This window comes from Cellulosilyticum sp. WCF-2, from assembly GCF_003990395.1.
GTDB lineage: Bacteria > Bacillota > Clostridia > Lachnospirales > Cellulosilyticaceae > Cellulosilyticum > Cellulosilyticum lentocellum.
In genome coordinates, this window is sequence record NZ_CP034675.1 from 2,731,353 (window position 1) to 2,748,710 (window position 17,358).

At 33.9% G+C, this 17,358-nt stretch carries 17 protein-coding genes; 14 read left to right on the forward strand and 3 right to left on the reverse strand.

What is annotated here, in order from left to right; all coding sequences use genetic code 11:
- The first annotated feature begins 241 nt into the window (after nucleotides 1–241).
- From EKH84_RS12140 to EKH84_RS12150, 3 genes are all read left to right on the forward strand, one after another.
- Nucleotides 242–457 (forward strand): hypothetical protein, encoded by a 216-nt coding sequence (locus EKH84_RS12140; RefSeq protein WP_127066506.1) that lies wholly within the window; start codon nucleotides 242–244, stop codon nucleotides 455–457.
- 75 nt (nucleotides 458–532) lie between these two features.
- A complete protein-coding gene (locus EKH84_RS12145; protein WP_013657015.1) occupies nucleotides 533–787 on the forward strand; it encodes a hypothetical protein in 255 nt (84 codons plus the stop codon).
- A 21-nt stretch (nucleotides 788–808) separates the two neighbouring features.
- Nucleotides 809–1,006, forward strand: a complete 198-nt coding sequence (locus tag EKH84_RS12150; RefSeq protein WP_243118589.1) for a DUF362 domain-containing protein — start codon at nucleotides 809–811, stop codon at nucleotides 1,004–1,006.
- A gap of 87 nt (nucleotides 1,007–1,093) precedes the next feature.
- Here the strand turns inward: EKH84_RS12150 and EKH84_RS12155 are convergent, their stop codons facing one another.
- Entirely contained in the window at nucleotides 1,094–2,197 is a 1,104-nt protein-coding gene (locus EKH84_RS12155) for a glucosaminidase domain-containing protein (protein WP_127066507.1), read from the reverse strand.
- Nucleotides 2,198–2,436: 239 nt separating this feature from the next.
- Between EKH84_RS12155 and EKH84_RS12160 the strand changes: the two genes are divergently transcribed.
- On the forward strand, nucleotides 2,437–3,075 hold the full coding sequence (locus EKH84_RS12160; protein ID WP_127066508.1) for an RpiB/LacA/LacB family sugar-phosphate isomerase: 639 nt from the start codon (nucleotides 2,437–2,439) through the stop codon (nucleotides 3,073–3,075).
- Nucleotides 3,076–3,244: 169 nt separating this feature from the next.
- The gene (locus tag EKH84_RS12165; RefSeq protein WP_127066509.1) at nucleotides 3,245–4,045 is read left to right on the forward strand and encodes a F420-0--gamma-glutamyl ligase; all 801 of its coding nucleotides are present in this window, start codon (nucleotides 3,245–3,247) and stop codon (nucleotides 4,043–4,045) included.
- An 83-nt stretch (nucleotides 4,046–4,128) separates the two neighbouring features.
- Here EKH84_RS12165 and EKH84_RS12170 read toward each other — a convergent pair whose 3' ends face one another.
- Nucleotides 4,129–5,739, reverse strand: coding sequence for a peptide chain release factor 3 (locus tag EKH84_RS12170; protein WP_013657019.1), 1,611 nt, complete (start codon nucleotides 5,737–5,739; stop codon nucleotides 4,129–4,131).
- Between the two features lie 181 nt (nucleotides 5,740–5,920).
- On the opposite strand from EKH84_RS12170, the gene EKH84_RS12175 reads away from it, so the two are divergent.
- Nucleotides 5,921–7,105, forward strand: coding sequence for an amidohydrolase (locus tag EKH84_RS12175; protein WP_127066510.1), 1,185 nt, complete (start codon nucleotides 5,921–5,923; stop codon nucleotides 7,103–7,105).
- On the opposite strand, the gene EKH84_RS12180 is transcribed toward EKH84_RS12175, so the two are convergent.
- Complete coding sequence (locus EKH84_RS12180; RefSeq protein WP_127066511.1) at nucleotides 7,102–7,506, reverse strand: hypothetical protein; 405 nt, start codon at nucleotides 7,504–7,506, stop codon at nucleotides 7,102–7,104. The genes EKH84_RS12175 and EKH84_RS12180 overlap by 4 nt on opposite strands.
- A 343-nt stretch (nucleotides 7,507–7,849) precedes the next feature.
- Here EKH84_RS12180 and EKH84_RS12185 point away from each other — a divergent pair, with 343 nt between their 5' ends.
- From EKH84_RS12185 to EKH84_RS12220, 8 genes are all read left to right on the forward strand, one after another.
- Nucleotides 7,850–8,404 (forward strand): class I SAM-dependent methyltransferase, encoded by a 555-nt coding sequence (locus EKH84_RS12185; RefSeq protein WP_127066512.1) that lies wholly within the window; start codon nucleotides 7,850–7,852, stop codon nucleotides 8,402–8,404.
- 78 nt (nucleotides 8,405–8,482) lie between these two features.
- On the forward strand, nucleotides 8,483–9,364 hold the full coding sequence (locus EKH84_RS12190) for a fumarylacetoacetate hydrolase family protein (RefSeq protein WP_127066513.1): 882 nt from the start codon (nucleotides 8,483–8,485) through the stop codon (nucleotides 9,362–9,364).
- A gap of 31 nt (nucleotides 9,365–9,395) precedes the next feature.
- Nucleotides 9,396–9,659, forward strand: coding sequence for a DUF1653 domain-containing protein (locus EKH84_RS12195; protein ID WP_013657024.1), 264 nt, complete (start codon nucleotides 9,396–9,398; stop codon nucleotides 9,657–9,659).
- A 417-nt stretch (nucleotides 9,660–10,076) separates the two neighbouring features.
- A complete protein-coding gene (nrdD, locus tag EKH84_RS12200) occupies nucleotides 10,077–12,197 on the forward strand; it encodes an anaerobic ribonucleoside-triphosphate reductase (protein WP_127066514.1) in 2,121 nt (706 codons plus the stop codon).
- A gap of 24 nt (nucleotides 12,198–12,221) precedes the next feature.
- Complete coding sequence (nrdG, locus tag EKH84_RS12205; protein ID WP_127066515.1) at nucleotides 12,222–12,725, forward strand: anaerobic ribonucleoside-triphosphate reductase activating protein; 504 nt, start codon at nucleotides 12,222–12,224, stop codon at nucleotides 12,723–12,725.
- 79 nt (nucleotides 12,726–12,804) lie between these two features.
- A complete protein-coding gene (locus tag EKH84_RS12210) occupies nucleotides 12,805–13,302 on the forward strand; it encodes a dCTP deaminase domain-containing protein (protein ID WP_127066516.1) in 498 nt (165 codons plus the stop codon).
- Between the two features lie 53 nt (nucleotides 13,303–13,355).
- A complete protein-coding gene (gene nrdD / locus EKH84_RS12215) occupies nucleotides 13,356–15,476 on the forward strand; it encodes an anaerobic ribonucleoside-triphosphate reductase (protein ID WP_127066517.1) in 2,121 nt (706 codons plus the stop codon).
- A gap of 122 nt (nucleotides 15,477–15,598) precedes the next feature.
- The gene (locus EKH84_RS12220) at nucleotides 15,599–17,203 is read left to right on the forward strand and encodes an IS1182 family transposase (RefSeq protein ID WP_127064629.1); all 1,605 of its coding nucleotides are present in this window, start codon (nucleotides 15,599–15,601) and stop codon (nucleotides 17,201–17,203) included.
- The last annotated feature ends 155 nt before the right edge of the window (nucleotides 17,204–17,358 follow it).

Genomic DNA, 17,358 nt, shown 5'->3' on the forward strand with positions numbered 1-17,358 from the left:
TTTAATAGATTGGATTGGAGAAGGCTTATCTAAAAGTAAAGAGTAGAAATGAAAGAGAGCTTATATTATTTTAAGTAAAAATAGACAGTCAAATGAGCTATTGCAAATACTTTGTTTTGCAATAGCTCATTTTTGCTTTTTCTTAGTGAATTTTAATTTTATTATAATCTTGTACTTATCATATCTAAAAATAAACTATGCTATGATGAATTTATCTAGATAAAAAAGAAGGGTGAAGATGATGAGCATTTTATTTTGGTTGATAGCACTACCATTTATTTTGATTGGGGGAATATTAGGATTCGTATTTAAATTAACAGGAAAACTTCTCACTATTAGTTTAGGGAGTATCATTCTTATATTAGGTATTATTTTATGTTTAACGTTGATAGCATTACCAATAGGTATAGTGTTTTGTTTATTAGGAGCAGGTATGGTTTTTAAGGGTATATTTTAACTACTACTTGTCAAGCATATCAATTTATATTACTCTTAGGAAGTAAATGATGCATCAAGTAGAAGGAGAATGAAGATGAAAGCATTATACAATCACATTGAATCGTGTATTAAAGCGTCTGGTTACATGGGACCAATAAGTGGAGAAGAAGTCTATGAAGATATTTGTGAAGAAATAGAAGATAAAGAAGATGGAAGTTATATTTTTATGTGTAAAAAAGAAGACCAAATCTTCTTTGAATATAAGATTGATGTGATGGAGGATGAGTTTAATCTAGGTTACCTGATTATTCATACACCTAAACAAAAATATGAAATTCAATTTGATTAATCAGGAGAGCATAGTGTATTAATGAAGAAAGAAAATCAACAAATAAGCTATGTGATTGATAAAGCATGTATAGCTTGTGGTGCATGTAAGGTGGTTTGTCCAAAACACTGTATTAGTAAAGGATTGCCTTATGTTATTAATCAGGATCAATGTATAAGATGTGGCAAATGTGTAACAAGGTGTTGGAGAAATCTTATTAAACGACAATCGCTAGAGTAAAAGCAGATGATTAATAGAACAACAAAAAAGCTGATTCTACAGAGAAATTAAGGATGTAGAATCAGCTTTTTATAGTGGATTGTATTTTTAATGAATAGGTTCTAGTACGGCTACCTTTTCTAATTGGTTAAGTAAAGCAGTAACGCCTTTATACCAATTTGGGTCTTCAGCATAATTTTGATTAAGCCACATAATCGGATCAGCATCCTCAGGACAGCCCTTACTTAAATTAATGATGGTGCGAGCTGCGATACGGGAAGAGTCTTCGATAGAGGTATTGTAAGTTTTCCAACTCCCATAGACATTAAAAGGATTACTAGCTATTTCTAAAGCATTAGTATGATGCTTAGGAACGAAGCCTTGTTCTTGACCTGTAATAGCAAAGAGTAAAAGTGGATTAATATTAAAGTCCTTAGCAGTAGCAATAATCTGGTTGAAATAAGGTTCTTCAGATAATAGGGAATTACGTTCTTTTAACCAATCTTGCAGCGCACTTTTATTTACCTCTTTATACTGAAGGTGTTTTTGTAAATGATTAGATTTTTCGATTAAGGTAATGGAAATAGGTAACTCGGTTGTTTCTAGAGAAAATGTTTCAAGAGTAGCCAGTGGTAAAGAAACAGTTTTGCTTTTGGTATGAGTATAACTCGTAATGCTTATAAGGCTTATAATGCCTATAAAAAGCCCTAGTAGGATATAATAAAGCCACTCATTAGTTATAAAGTTAAGTTTAGTAGACATAGGGAAATCAGGTATGAGTGGTAAAGCAGCTTGTTCTAAGGCTAGAGGTATAGCAGCTGAAGGATTGATAAGATGGCTTAAGGAAGACACATCCTTAGGTGTAAGCTGTTTAGGTTGATGTGTATTAAGCCAATTCGTAAAAACAGTTAGTGTTTCTCCTTCAGTAAGTTTTAAGTCAATGCAAGTTTTGCAGACATCATACGCATTAATAGCAAACTCTTCTTTTTGTACAGCTTCATTAAGTAAAGACATTTTAATATTCTTTTGCTGTTCTACGCTAAAAGGAAAAAGAATATGGTCAATGACTTGATGCACATTTTTAGCAAAAATAATAGCACGTTCCTCAGTCGAGTACATAGGATATTTCGCTTTAATTGTTGATTGAAGTTGATGGATTTGATAAGAGGATAAAATTTGATTCTTTTTCAAATCATCTAAAATAGCTTGCATATATTCACCTTTATCTTTTGAAATAATAAATAACTAAATAGATTACATTCAAACACGATGTTAATATAGCTCAGATACTTAAATAATATTCTAGCATAAATTAGTAAAAAATTAAACTTCTTAAAAAAAGATAGATAAAGACCTTGAAAATCCTAAATGTCTTAAAATTATTGATAACTACCAAAAAATAAATTATAATAATAAATAAGAAGTGATTATATAGAAAAAGAGGTAGCGTTATGAAAATTGCATTAATTAATGAAAATAGTCAAGCCACGAAAAATAGTTTAATCTGTGAGACACTTAAAAAAGTAGTGGAACCAATGGGACATGAAGTATTTAACTATGGTATGTATTCAGCAGAAGATGTACACCAACTTACATATGTACAAGCTGGTCTATTAACAGCTATTTTAATTAACTCAAAAGCAGCAGACTTTGTTGTAACAGGTTGTGGAACAGGTTCAGGTGCAATGCTTGCTGCTAACTCTTTCCCAAATGTTTTATGTGGCCTTATCGTAGATCCATCAGATGCCTATATGTTTGGGCAAATCAATGATGGTAATGCCATTGCCATGCCTTATGCAAAAGGATTTGGTTGGGGAGCAGAACTTAATCTTCAATACATATTTGAAAAATTATTTGAAGGAGAGCGTGGACTTGGTTATCCAAGAGAGCGTGCTGTACCAGAACAACGTAATAAAAGAATTTTAGATGATGTAAAAAAAGTAACTCATGTAGATATGCTAACTATTCTTCATAATATTGATCAAGAGTTCTTAAAACAAACAATAAGTGGAGAAAGATTCCAAGAATATTTCTTTGCAAATTGTCAAGATGAAGCTATTGCAACTTATTTAAAAACGGTTTTAGCTTAATAGATAAAAAGCCATTTGGTAAGTATAAAAACTTATCAAATGGCTTTTTGTTATAGGTCTATTTTGTGAGGGTTTTCACAAGGTAGCATAAATGATCATCCACTAGAATATGTATAAAAGTGTGCCAGTAGAAAAACTGGTTAGATAGTATACATAAGGTGGGAACAATATGGGGATTTGGTATAAAGGAAATTTGAATCAAGCTGTTAATAGACGCGAATTAGAAGGTCATATTTACTATATTAGAGGAACTATTAAAGTGGAAGAGCAGTGCTATGAGCGTTATGGTATTCAAACACATTTTATTGAAGAAGGTGAAGACTATCTGACGTTAATTGAAAAATATGTATTACCTCTTTATCAGTTAGGTGATATTTTATCAATTAGCGAGAAAGTAATTGCAATGTGCCAAAAAAGAACTGCTAGAAAGGAAAATATAAAACTAGGTTTTTGGGCTAAATTTTTATCACGCTTTGCTGCAAAAAGTAAGAATGGCGTAGGGATGAGCGAACCTTATAAATTGCAACTTGCTATACAATTAAAGGGGCTACCTTTGGTTTTATGGGCAAGTATTTGTAGTGCTATTGGCAAGATTTTTAAAAGACGAGGCATATTCTATCAAATCCTAGGAAAAGAAGTAGCGGGAATCGACGGTTTTTATGAGCATTCTACCTTTGAAAGGTATCACCATTTAGCAGTACTTAGCCCTAAAAATCCTAATGGTGTATGTGAAATGATTTACGAACGCTTTAGCTTAAGTACATTAATAGCTGATGCTAACGATATAGCCATTGAGATATTGGGTGTTTCTCCTGATTTAAAGGGAAAAGAAGAGTGGATAAAAGGTCTACTACAAGATAATCCGGCTGGTCAGGATGATGAGTGTACACCTTTTGTATTAATTAGGCTGATCAAAGAAACAGAAGCAGAGCCCTATATACCTATAACACCCATTGCTTGTCCCCATTAATGACTTTTAAAAAACAATACCATTGGAAGTTAAATGAAAAAATGCTAGGAGCTAAAATAAAGTTAGCACCTAGCATTTTTTGCTTATTCCACAGGTTTTAAATGTGTTTCTCTTAAAATAACTTGAGGATTACGTTCTTGAATTTGGCGAATAGACCATTCGAATTCACAAAGTAAAACTGGTTCCCCTTCAGGTGTTTCTACTAGAGTAGAGTCCATAGAGCCCTTAAAGGTATCATAATTAAAGTCGTTTGCTTCAATCCAACGGATAAAGCGATAAGGTAAACGTGTCATACGAATCTCTACACCATATTCATTTTTAAGACGATATTCCAATACTTCAAATTGAAGAACCCCTACAACTCCTACAATAACTTCTTCTGTTCCAGTTAAGTGAGGTCTAAAGACCTGAATAGAACCTTCTTCAGCTAGTTGTAGTATTCCTTTTAAGAATTGCTTTCTCTTAAGGGCATTCACAGTAGAAATGCGCATAAAGTGTTCTGGAGCAAATTGAGGAATGCCTTCAAAGTAAAGTTTAATATTATCACTGCATAAGGTATCTCCAATATTAAAGATACCAGGATCATGAATACCAATAATATCGCCTGGATAAGCCACATCAACTGTAGCACGGTCTTGAGCTAAAAATTGCTGTGGTTGTGCTAATTTCACTTTTTTACCCTTTTGTACATGATTGACCATCATTCCTTTTTCGAATACACCGGAACAAATACGAAGAAAAGCAATACGGTCACGGTGAGCAGGATTCATATTAGCTTGAATTTTAAAGATAAATCCTGAAAAATAAGGTGCTGTTGTAGCAATAGGGCCTAAATTACTTTGGCGAGGTTGAGGTGGTGTTGTAATGTCTAGGAAAGCCTCAAGGAAAGGTTCTACACCAAAGTTTGTTAACGCACTACCAAAGAATACAGGGGTTAATTCACCATTTAAGATTTTTTCTAGATCATAATCATCTCCGGCCATATCTAAAAGCTCAATATCTTCAAGTAGTTTATCATGAAGGTATTCACCTAGTAATTCCCTAAACTTTGGATCAGCTACATCACCTGTAACGGAGTCAACAATAGCTTCACCGTGCTTGCCTTCATCAAAAAGTTCAATCTGACTTTTACGGCGGTTGTAAACACCTTTAAATTCTTTACCACTACCAATAGGCCAATCCATTGGATAAGAACGAATACCAAGGACATTTTCAAGTTCCTCCATGAGCTCAAAAGGATCTTTACCATGTGCATCCATTTTATTAATAAAAGTAAAAATAGGAATACCACGCATTTTACAAACTTTAAAAAGTTTTTTGGTTTGTTCTTCAACACCTTTTGCCGCATCAATAACCATGACAGCGCTATCTGCTGCTACTAAAGTACGATAAGTATCTTCACTAAAGTCTTGATGCCCAGGGGTATCAAGAATATTAATACAGAAATTATTATAATTAAATTGAAGGACGCTGGAGGTAACAGAGATTCCTCTTTGTTTTTCAATTTCCATCCAGTCAGATACCGCATGTTTTTGAGAACGTCTAGATTTAACAGAACCGGCTTCACGTATAGCCCCTCCATAAAGAAGGAACTTTTCTGTTAGAGTGGTTTTACCAGCATCTGGGTGAGAGATGATAGCAAAGGTTCGACGTCTTTGTATTTCAGGGGTCGTATTGACGTTTTCTAATGACATATAAAACCATCCTTATTTCTCATTTTTTTAATCATAAGTACAACATATAATTATCATGCCCAACAACCATAAAAGTCAAGTATAAATTATGCTATTTCCTTTGAGATAGACATTTTGTATAAATGCTTTTAAATGAGAAATAATAAAACCGTTGATGAAAAAGGGAAAAAGAGGGATGCATATGATTTTAATTATTAATGGTAAGATTTTAACTATGACAGGTAAGATTTATGAAAAGGGTAGTATTCTTATAAAGGGCAGAAAGATTGCCCAGGTGGCAGAATATATTAAGCCAACAGAAGACATGCAGATTATAGACGTACAAGGTGCATGGGTGATGCCTGGTATTATAGAGGCACACTGCCATTTAGGGATTACAGAAGAAAAAAAGGGTGTCGAAGGAGATGATTGTAACGAAACAACGGATCCTGTTACCCCTTATTTAAGAGCTATAGATGGGATTAATACTTTAGATGCGGCTTTTGATGAAGCAGTACGTGCGGGCATTACTTCTGCTATGATTGGGCCTGGAAGTGCTAATGTAGTAGGTGGACAATTTGTCTTTATGAAAACAAAAGGAAGAGTCATTGATGAAATGACTTTATTAGAACCAGCAGCTATGAAAGTAGCTTTTGGAGAAAACACAAAACGTGTTTATAGTGGGCAAAAAAAGATGCCAGCTACCCGTATGGCTATAGCAAGCCTTTTAAGAGAAGCCTTGTTTAAAGCAGTTCAGTATAAAGAAAAGAAAGAAAAGGCCTTACAAAAAGGAGAGACCTTTGAAGAAGATTTTAAGCTGGAGTCTTGGCTTCCAGTGCTAGACAAGAAAATACCGTTAAAGGCTCATGTACATCGTACAGATGATATTTTAACGGCAGTACGTATTGCAAAGGAATATGGTTTGAGAATGACCTTAGACCATTGTAGTGAGGGATACCTGATACCAGAAGAACTCAAACGTTTTGGTTTTCCAGCCATTGTAGGGCCGGCATTAGCTTCACGAAATAAAATTGAAGTCCAAAATGTAAGTTTTAAAACTCCAGGTATTTTATACAAAGCCGGCATTAAAATAGCCATTACTACAGACCATCCAGTTACACCTATTCAGTATTTAGCTAAATGTGCTGGGTTCGCAGCTAGAGATGGTTTAGGGGTGGAAGCTGGTCTGAAAGCCATTACGATTAGCGCAGCAGAAATTTGTGGTGTTGCAGATCGGGTAGGAAGTTTAGAACCTGGTAAAGATGCAGATATTGCTATTTTTAACGATAACCCAATGCAGACCCTAACCCATACCCTATATACGTTTATTAATGGAGAAATAGCATATAGTCATGAGCATGTGCATACTGAGAAAGAAGTATATTAAGTATGTTTACGAAAGTCTGTATGACATTTAGGGCAAGTAATACAGATATTTCCCTTACCTTTAGGAACTCTTAAAGTCTGTTTACACTTAGGACATTTAAAAAAGCGATGAGTTTTACGTTCTTTTAGGTGTTTAAAGCTTAAGTTTATACGTTTTTGAATAGGTGTATAGAAACGTATAAATTTAAAGAGCTCTTGTTGACGTTTGTATTTGTTTTTAGAAAAAATTCTAAAATAACATAGAACTAAAGGAATAAGAGGTAAAAGTCTTAAAAGTGGTGAGTGAAAAGGCAGTGTAAACACCATTAATATGAGGCAAAGTATGAGTAAAGCTAAAGAAAGCTGGTCACCACCATATCTACCCTGCATCCATTTAGTAAAGCGTTCCTTAAAATGTTCCATGAATAAGGCCTCCTTCAAAATCATTTTTATAAACTGATTATAAGAAAGAGGCATAAAGAAATGATATAGAAATTCAATCAAAGACTGCACCTATTATTTGTTTAACAGAGACTTCTGATGTCTCAGTGGAATGTCCAAAAACTTCTATTTGTTCATGATCTAAGTGGGTTATATTTAAAAGTTCTATTTTATCCCATTATAGAATTAGTTATAATGAAGGTAAATAATAGGACTAAGGCTTTAAATAAGGCCATTAGAATAGGAAAAGTAGCTATGAGATTTTAAAATAGGATATACTAATAAATAACGAGATGAAATTTAAAGGTAGGAGAGGAAAGCATAGATGAAACTTAATACAATTAATATTGCTCATGGTTGGATGTGCCAATATCTTAAAGCAGGAGATTTATGTATAGATGCAACAGCAGGGAGAGGGCATGATACAGTTTTTTTATGTGAGTTAGTAGGTGATACAGGTAGAGTACTAGCTTTTGATATTCAAGAAGAAGCCGTGAATAGTACAAAGTTTCTTTTAAAAGAAAAAGGATTAAAAGCAGAAGTATACCTTGAAAGTCATACTCATATGGATCACTATGTGAAACCAGAGACTGTAGATGGCATTGTATTTAATTTTGGTTATTTGCCAGGAGGAGATCATAGTATGAGTACGAAAGCTGATACGAGTAAGCTAGCTATTGAGAAGGGACTTGTATTACTCAAACGCCATGGTGTAATGAGTTTATGTATTTATCATGGTGGAGATACAGGGTTTGAGGAAAAAGAAGCTTTAATGACCTATTTAAAGAGTTTGGATGCAAAAGCCTATACAGTAGCTGTATGTGAACTGTATAACAAACCTAATCATCCACCATTAGCCGTACTTATTCAGAAACATTAAAAGTAAAACTTGATTTATATTCAGTTAATTTATAAAATAATTAAAAATAATGACAAGTTTTACATAGAGGAGAAGCAAATGAAACTTTTAACTTTTAAATATGAGGGAAAAGAACAAATAGGTGTTTTGGCATACGATGGTATGAGTATTCATGCTTTAAGTGATTTAGGATTAAACTATGAAACGATGAATGATTTCATTACCCATGCTACAGAGACAGAGTGGGTGTTACTAAAAGAAAAGACAAATCAAAAAATAGGAAAAATCCGTTTAAGTGAAATTGAAAAAAGACCTCCTATTCCGCAGCCTAAACAAGATTTGATTTGTTTAGGGATTAACTATATGGCACATGCAGAAGAGTCAGCACGCTATAAGAAGGAGGCCTTTGGAGGAGAAAGAAATCATGCCGTTTATTTCTCTAAGAGAGTAAATGAAGCAGTAGCAGATGGCAATGATATTTTAAGTCATAGTGACATCGTAGACAGCTTAGATTATGAAGTGGAATTAGCAGTCATTATTAAAAAGGATGCTAAGAATGTGCAAAAAGAACAGGCCTATGACTATGTTTTAGGTTATACTATCATTAATGATGTAAGTGCTAGAAGCCTGCAAACAAGACATAAGCAGTGGTATTTTGGAAAAAGTTTAGATGGCTTTTTACCCATGGGACCTTGGATTGTGACAGCAGATGAAATACCTATGCCACCTAAACTTAAGATTTGTTCTAGAGTTAATGGAGAGTTAAGACAAGATGCTAACACAGAATTACTTATTTTTGATATTGCACATGTTATTGCAGAGTTATCTCAAGGAATGACTTTAAAAGCAGGAACCATCATTGCCATGGGAACTCCAGCGGGTGTGGGTATGGGATTTGAACCGCCACGTTTTTTAAAACCAGGAGATATCGTAAGCTGTGAAATTGAAAAAATAGGGGTACTTACTAATACTATCAAATAAACTGAGATATATGGTGAGAAAGGTATGACAGATGAGAGACATAACAAATCAAAAAGGAAAAATCTTCAGACATTTTAAAGGTGACTTATATTTATTTGTAGATTTAGTTAAGCACTCAGAAACAGGAGAAATACTAGTGCTTTATAAGGCGTTATATGGTGAGTGTGGTTTATTTGTAAGACCTTATTGTATGTTTTGTGAAGAAGTTCCTAAAGACCGCATTAATCCTACAGGACAAACTTATCGTTTTGAATGCTATGAAGTATCTAGTGTAAAAGTTGAAAGTAAATTATAAACAAGGAGTAGCTACAATAGTCAGAGATGACTATGATAGCTACTCCTTGTTTGTTAGTTAACTTTTAGAGGCATTTGGTATAAGAGTTTGTTTAATAGAAGTTCTCCTAAAGTTGACTATATTTTTGTAAAAGCTAGAAGTTTTAACACAAGTCAAAAAGTTAGAAGTGTCAAGAGAAAAATGAGAAATAAATAATAAAAAATTTCTCAGCTTTATTTTGAAAAAAGAAATCGAATCAAGGCTCATAAACTCGGCATTAATCTTGTCAATACCCAAAATTTGTACACGATTTTAGGACAGGGTATACAATAGACAAAGACTATTAAAGATGATATATTTTTTAAAGTTAGATAGACTTATGCGATAGGTCGTAACAAGCTTTTACTAGAAAATTACAGCATAAGGTAGGGTTAGAAAATGAAAGTAATAAAAAGAGATGGGGAAGCGGTAGCTTTTGATGAAGGTAAAATTTATAGTGCTATTATAAAGGCCATGACTTATGGAAGTGGTATTGTAGATCAAGACATAGCAAGGAAAATCTCAATGGAAATAAAGAGCCTTGTTTCGAAATTGCCAGCGTCTCCTACTATATTTCAAATAGAAACATATGTTTACTTAAAGCTTATAGAGAATGGTCACGAGCTTACTGCAAAAGCCTATGAGGGCTATCGTGCGATTCAAGCTTTTAAACGAGAAACTAATACAACTGATCAAAGTATATTAGGTCTCATTGAAATGACAAATGAAGAGGTTATGAATGAGAACTCTAATAAAAATGCGATGATGGCAGCTACACAAAGAGATCTGATTGCAGGGGAAGTATCAAAAGATATTGCTAGGCGTAAAAAACTTCCTGCACGTATTGTACAAGCTCATGATGAAGGGGTACTCCACTTTCATGATATGGATTATTTTATGCAATCCATCTTTAACTGTTGTTTGATTAATATAAAAGATATGTTAGATCATGGGACAGTTATTAATGGGCGTATGATTGAATCGCCTAAAAGTTTTCAAGTGGCTTGTACAGTAATGACTCAAATTATTGCTCAAGTGGCAAGTAGCCAATATGGTGGACAGTCTGTAGATATTAGGCACTTAGGACGCTATTTAAGAAGAAGCTATGAAAAATATGAGAGCATGTTGCAAGAGGTTGTGTCAGATAATCATGAGCGTCAGATAGCAGTTAATAAACTTTTACGTAAGGAATTAGAATCAGGTGTGCAAACGATTCAATACCAAATTAATACGTTAATGACTACTAATGGACAAAGCCCATTTGTAACCTTGTTTTTAAATATAGAAGAAGATGATGAGTATGCCAAAGAGGTGGCAATGATTGTAGAAGAAATCCTCAAGCAGCGTTTAGAAGGCATTAAAAATGAAAAAGGTATTTATACAACGCCCACTTTCCCTAAACTGATTTATGTGCTTCATGAACATAATTGTCTAGAAGGTGGCAAATATGATTATGTGACAAATTTAGCAGCAGCATGTAGTGCTAAACGTTTATATCCCGACTATATTTCGGCCAAAGAAATGAAGAAGATTTATGAGGGCAATGTATTCTCATGTATGGGTTGTCGATCCTTCTTATCACCTTGGAAAGATGAAGAGGGGCACTATCAATTTGAAGGACGTTTCAATCAGGGAGTTGTCAGTTTGAATTTACCTCAAATAGGGATTGTTGCAGCTGGCGATGAAAATATTTTTTGGAAGCTCCTTGATAATCGCTTAAATCTTTGTTTTGAAGCGTTAATGTGCCGTCACGAAGCTCTGAAAGGTACTTTATCGGATGAATCACCTATTCACTGGCAACATGGCGCTATTGCAAGACTACAAAAAGGCCAAGTCATTGACCCACTCTTAATGGATGGCTATTCCACTATTTCATTAGGCTACATTGGGCTTTATGAAGCAACGCTATTAATGACAGGCGTTTCACATACACAGCCAGAGGGCGAAGCTTTTGCTTTAAAAGTGATGCACAAGCTAAGAGAAGCTACAGACAGATGGAAAGCAGAAACAGGACTTGGCTTTGGCTTATATGGTAGTCCGGCAGAATCTTTATGTTATCGTTTTGCAAAAATAGATTATCAAAAATTTGGTGCTATTAAAGATGTCACAGATAAAGGTTATTACACCAATAGTTATCATGTAGATGTCAGAGAAGAAATAGATGCATTCAGCAAGCTTAAATTTGAAAGTCAATTTCAACCGATATCTACTGGAGGATGTATTTCTTATATTGAAATGCCACCGATGGGACATAATTTGGAAGCTATTAAACAAATTATTCATTATATTTACCATAACATTCAATATGCAGAGTTTAATACCAAGTCAGATTGTTGTCACGAATGCCTATATGAAGGGGAAATGATTGTGAACGATGCATTAGAATGGGAGTGTCCACAATGTCATAATAAAGACCAGAGTAAGATGAATGTTATAAGGCGTACTTGTGGTTACTTAGGAGGAAATTATTGGAATAAAGGAAAGACGCAAGAAATTAAAAATCGTGTCTTACATTTATAGATTAAGAAAGAAGGCGTAATAAAAATGTACTATGCACAAATGAGAAAATTTGATGTAGCCAACGGCATTGGTATCAGGTCGACACTTTTTGTATCTGGATGTCGTCATCAGTGTAAAGGATGTTTTAATGAGGCCTATCAAGATTTTCATTATGGACATGCATGGGATGAAAAAGCAGAAGCTACTTTTATGAACTATTTAAACGATCCTAATGTACATGGTGTTACTTTTCTTGGAGGAGAACCTATGGAACAAATAGAGGATGAGGACTTCTTAAACCTACTTAAACGTATTAAGCGAGAAACGAATCATTCGATTTGGATTTATTCTGGTTATACTTATGAGGCAATTATAACGCATTCTAAGCGCTTAGAGCTTTTGAAATGGTGCGATGTACTTGTAGATGGCCCTTATGTAGAGTCTCTTAAAGATTTAACACTTAGATTTAGAGGAAGTAGCAATCAACGTATTATAGATGTAAAAGCCTCACTTGCCTTAGAAAAAGTAGTATTATATGAACTATCCTAAAAGTAGTCATAAAAATCTAAAAGCCTTGTATAAAAAATAAATAAAAATGAAAATAAGATGAAGTTAAAGGAGCAGAAAAATGAATGAACAACAAATTTATTTTGCAAAAGTGAAGGAGAATGCTATTATTCCTTCAAAAAGAGTAGAAGATGGGGCATTTGATATTTATGCATGTTTTGAAGAAGACTATAAAGTGATTGAGCCTCATGAAACATTGCTTGTTCCTACAGGGCTTGCATCTGCATTTTCCACTGATTACGTAGCTATTTTAAAAGAACGAGGTTCAACAGGAACAAAAGGAATGGGGCAAAGAGCAGGTGTAGTTGATTCAGGATATCGTGGTGAATGGTTTATTCCTATTACGAATCATAATAGTAAGTCACTTGTTATTATGAAAGAAGGTTATAATGACCAAGCAGCTTTTAAAGATGCTATTATTTATCCTTATGAGAAAGCGCTTAGTCAATGTATTATGGTACGTGTACCTCAGCTTTCTATTACAGAAATTAGCTATGAAGAATTATTAAAATTTGAATCTGAAAGAGGCACAGGTCGCTTGGGTTCTTCTGGAAAATAAAGCTTAAGTATAAGTAAAATGAATATATATAGAGAAGATGGGGAGGCATAGGCATGGAAGTAGTAAAGAGAGATGGGATGAGTGTTGCATTTAACGAAAGAAAGATCTACGAAGCCATTATTAAAGCTATGAAATATGGTAGTGGGATTGTAGATGAAGGTATTGCGGAGAAGATTGCCAACGAAATTAAAGGGATTTTTGAAAAGTCTAATAGTAAACCTACCATTTTTCAAATAGAAACTTATGTTTATTTAAAGCTAATTGAAAATGGACATGAGTTAACAGCGAAAGCGTATGAAGGATACCGTGCTATACAAGCCTTTAAACGAGAAACTAATACGACAGATCACAGTATTTTAAGTCTTATAGAGTTAAGCAACGAAGAGGTTATGAGAGAAAATTCTAATAAAAACGCCATGATGGCTTCAACGCAAAGAGACTTAATTGCAGGAGAAGTATCTAAGGATATTTCAAGAAGAAAGAAACTTCCAGCACGTATTGTGCAAGCTCATGACGAAGGAATTCTGCATTTTCATGATATGGATTATTTTATGCAATCTATTTTTAACTGTTGTTTAATTAATATAGGGGATATGTTAGATCATGGAACAGTCATAAATAAGCGTATGATTGAGTCGCCAAAAAGTTTTCAAGTAGCTTGTACGGTTATGACTCAAATTATTGCACAAGTAGCTAGTAATCAGTATGGCGGACAATCTGTAGATATTAGACATTTAGGTAAGTATTTAAGAAAAAGTAAAGAGAAGTACATCAAGTTAGTGGCTAATAGTGTAGAGGATGAAAAAACACGAGAGGAGCTTGCAAAAGTTCTTCTTCAAAAAGAATTAGAAGCAGGGGTGCAAACCATTCAATATCAAATTAATACGTTAATGACAACAAATGGTCAAAGCCCATTTGTAACCTTGTTTTTAAATATAGAAGAAGATGATGAGTATGTAGAAGAAGTAGCTGAGATTGTCAAAGAAATTCTTAAACAACGTTTACAAGGTATTAAAAATGAAAAGGGAGTCTTTACGACACCTGCTTTTCCAAAGCTTATTTATGTTCTTCATGAGCATAACCACTTAGCTGGAGGACCATACGATGAAGTAACTGAATTAGCCGTTAAATGTAGTGCTAAGCGTCTTTATCCAGATTACATATCTGCTAAAGAAATGAAAAAGATCTATGAAGGTAATGTATTTTCATGTATGGGCTGTCGTTCATTTTTATCACCTTGGAAAGATGAAAATGGAGAATATAAGTTTGAAGGACGTTTTAATCAAGGGGTTGTCAGCTTAAATCTTCCTCAAATTGGAATAGTAGCAGAAAAAGATAAAGAACGTTTTTGGGAGTTATTAGACAATCGTTTAAACTTATGCTTTGAAGCATTAATGTGTCGTCATGAAGCTTTAAAAGGAACATTGTCAGATGAATCTCCTGTGCACTGGCAACATGGCGCTATTGCAAGATTAGGGCAAGGTGAGGTAATCGATCCACTACTTATGAATGGCTATTCAACCATATCTTTGGGCTATATAGGACTTTATGAAGTAACCAAATTAATGACAGGTGTTTCGCATACACAGCCAGAAGGTGAAGCTTTTGCTCTAGAGGTCATGCATAAGTTAAGATCAGCTACAGATAGATGGAAAGCTGAAACAGGGCTTGGTTTTGGTTTGTATGGTAGTCCTGCTGAATCCTTATGTTATCGTTTTGCTAAAATAGACCGAGCTAAATTTGGTGAAATAGAAGATATAACCGATAAAGGCTATTATACTAATAGCTATCATGTAGATGTGCGAGAAGAGATAGATGCTTTTAGTAAGCTTAAATTTGAGAGCAAGTTCCAACCTATTTCTAGTGGAGGATGTATTTCTTATATTGAAATTCCCAATATGAGTCATAATTTAGAAGCCTTAAGACAGATGATTCCTTTTATTTACGACAATATTCAATATGCAGAGTTTAATACGAAATCCGATTACTGTCATATATGTGGCTATGAAGGTGAAATTACCATTAATGATGATTTAGAATGGGAATGTCCTAATTGCCATAATAAGGATCAAAATCGTATGAATGTCATTAGACGTACCTGTGGTTATCTAGGAGATAATTTCTGGAATAAGGGAAAAACACAAGAAATTAAAAGTCGTGTGTTACATTTATAAATCTATTGAAGAAGGGGCTGTCGCGCAATTAATCAATTAGATTAGTTGCACGGCAGTCCCTACTTTTATATAAAATTATAAGGCAGGGGATAATCCCCTGCCTCTGTTGTTATACTAAGTTTATGTGTAACATTGTAAAACAACACAAACAGTATACTGAACTTAGAGGAGCTTATCAACTCCCCCTCCCTATAGATTTTGAAACTGCGATTGCACCAGATGATTCTGTTCGACTCCTTAGCCACATACTGGAGGAATTAAATTATACAAAACTATATCAGGCTTACTCTCACAAAGGGAGAAAACCCGGTGTCGAACCTAGAATTCTCTTTAAAGTAATCGTTTATGCCTTTATGGAAGGCATTTATTCCACACGTGAAATTGAAAAAGCATGTAAAAGAGATATTAACTTTAAGTGGCTTTTACAAGGCTATCCTGCATTAGATCATTCTAACATCGCTAGATTTATCAAAGATTACTTAAGTGATTGTTTGGAAGATCTTTTTTATCAAATGACTCTCCTTTTACACGATATTCATGAGATAAATTTTGAACATCTTTTTATAGATGGCACAAAGATTGAAGCTAATGCTAATAAATATACTTTTGTATGGAAAAAAGTCATTCGCAAAAACGAAGATAAAATGCATGTTAAAATAGTAGACCTTTTTAATCAAATAAATGCTAATTACTTGGTAGATATAGCATTTGATCCTAAAAATGTAGCGACATCCTTATCTAAAGCATTATCATTTCTAAAAACAAAACAATCTGATGAAGGCATTAACTTTGTTCACGGCATAGGCAAAAGAAAAACCCTTTTACAAAAACTTACCGAACAAGCTCAATCATTTTTAGAGAGACAAGAAAAGTATGATAGCTGCAACGCACTGTTTAAAGGCAGAAATAGCTATTCAAAAACAGATACAGATGCGACTTTTATGCATATGAAAGATGACCATATGAGAAATGCACAACTCAAACCTGGTTATAACGTTCAGATTGGTGTTGAAAGTGAGTATATTATCGGCCTGGATATTTATGCTGATCGTAGTGATGTTGCAACATTAATTACTTTTCTAGAAAATCTCCACAGTCATTTAGATGTTCGCTACAAAAATATTATTGCAGATGCAGGTTATGAAAGCGAAGAAAACTATCTTTATCTTGAAGCAAATCATCAAGAGCCTTATATCAAACCTTTGATGTATGAAAAGTGGAAAAAGAAAAGCTTTAAGAATGATATAAGTAAACGAGAAAACATGAGATACATTGAAGATGGAGATTATTATATTTGTGCTGCAAACAAACAGTTAAAAGCACAAGGTGTTATTCACAAAACTTCGACGAATGGCTATGTATCAGAAATAACAACTTATGAGTGTAAAGACTGCACTGGTTGTAGATGTAAAGAAAAATGCACAAAAGCAAAAGGAAATAGACGGTTACAAGTATCTAAAAAGTTTGTGGAAAAACGAGCTATTTCATATGAAAATATAAAATCAGATGTGGGTATTGCACTAAGAATGAATCGTTCTATTCAAGTTGAAGGGGCCTTTGGTGTACTCAAGTGGGATCATAATTTCACTAGATTTTTAAGACGTGGTAAAAATAACGTCAAAACTGAGTTTATGCTCTTATGTTTTGCCTATAACATCAGAAAACTTCACTCGAAAATTCAAAATGAACGATGTGAAAAGCATCTATATCCATTAAAAACAGCCTAAATTTTAGAAGTAATAATTGTAGGTTTATTAAGATGCGCTAAAATAAGAAATATTCATGTACATAGATATAAAATTCCAGTTATATACATAAAAAAGAGTGCCACGAAACTATTTTATAGTTTCGCGACACTCCCTTTTTGGTTATTATTAAGGAG

Coding starts and splice junctions, on each gene's coding strand:
- EKH84_RS12140 (WP_127066506.1), top strand. CDS start 242: ATGAGCATTTTATTTTGGTTGATAGCACTACCATTTATTTTGATTGGG.
- EKH84_RS12145 (WP_013657015.1), top strand. CDS start 533: ATGAAAGCATTATACAATCACATTGAATCGTGTATTAAAGCGTCTGGT.
- EKH84_RS12150 (WP_243118589.1), top strand. CDS start 809: ATGAAGAAAGAAAATCAACAAATAAGCTATGTGATTGATAAAGCATGT.
- EKH84_RS12155 (WP_127066507.1), bottom strand. CDS start 2,197: ATGCAAGCTATTTTAGATGATTTGAAAAAGAATCAAATTTTATCCTCT.
- EKH84_RS12160 (WP_127066508.1), top strand. CDS start 2,437: ATGAAAATTGCATTAATTAATGAAAATAGTCAAGCCACGAAAAATAGT.
- EKH84_RS12165 (WP_127066509.1), top strand. CDS start 3,245: ATGGGGATTTGGTATAAAGGAAATTTGAATCAAGCTGTTAATAGACGC.
- EKH84_RS12170 (WP_013657019.1), bottom strand. CDS start 5,739: ATGTCATTAGAAAACGTCAATACGACCCCTGAAATACAAAGACGTCGA.
- EKH84_RS12175 (WP_127066510.1), top strand. CDS start 5,921: ATGATTTTAATTATTAATGGTAAGATTTTAACTATGACAGGTAAGATT.
- EKH84_RS12180 (WP_127066511.1), bottom strand. CDS start 7,506: ATGGAACATTTTAAGGAACGCTTTACTAAATGGATGCAGGGTAGATAT.
- EKH84_RS12185 (WP_127066512.1), top strand. CDS start 7,850: ATGAAACTTAATACAATTAATATTGCTCATGGTTGGATGTGCCAATAT.
- EKH84_RS12190 (WP_127066513.1), top strand. CDS start 8,483: ATGAAACTTTTAACTTTTAAATATGAGGGAAAAGAACAAATAGGTGTT.
- EKH84_RS12195 (WP_013657024.1), top strand. CDS start 9,396: ATGAGAGACATAACAAATCAAAAAGGAAAAATCTTCAGACATTTTAAA.
- nrdD (WP_127066514.1), top strand. CDS start 10,077: ATGAAAGTAATAAAAAGAGATGGGGAAGCGGTAGCTTTTGATGAAGGT.
- nrdG (WP_127066515.1), top strand. CDS start 12,222: ATGTACTATGCACAAATGAGAAAATTTGATGTAGCCAACGGCATTGGT.
- EKH84_RS12210 (WP_127066516.1), top strand. CDS start 12,805: ATGAATGAACAACAAATTTATTTTGCAAAAGTGAAGGAGAATGCTATT.
- nrdD (WP_127066517.1), top strand. CDS start 13,356: ATGGAAGTAGTAAAGAGAGATGGGATGAGTGTTGCATTTAACGAAAGA.
- EKH84_RS12220 (WP_127064629.1), top strand. CDS start 15,599: ATGTGTAACATTGTAAAACAACACAAACAGTATACTGAACTTAGAGGA.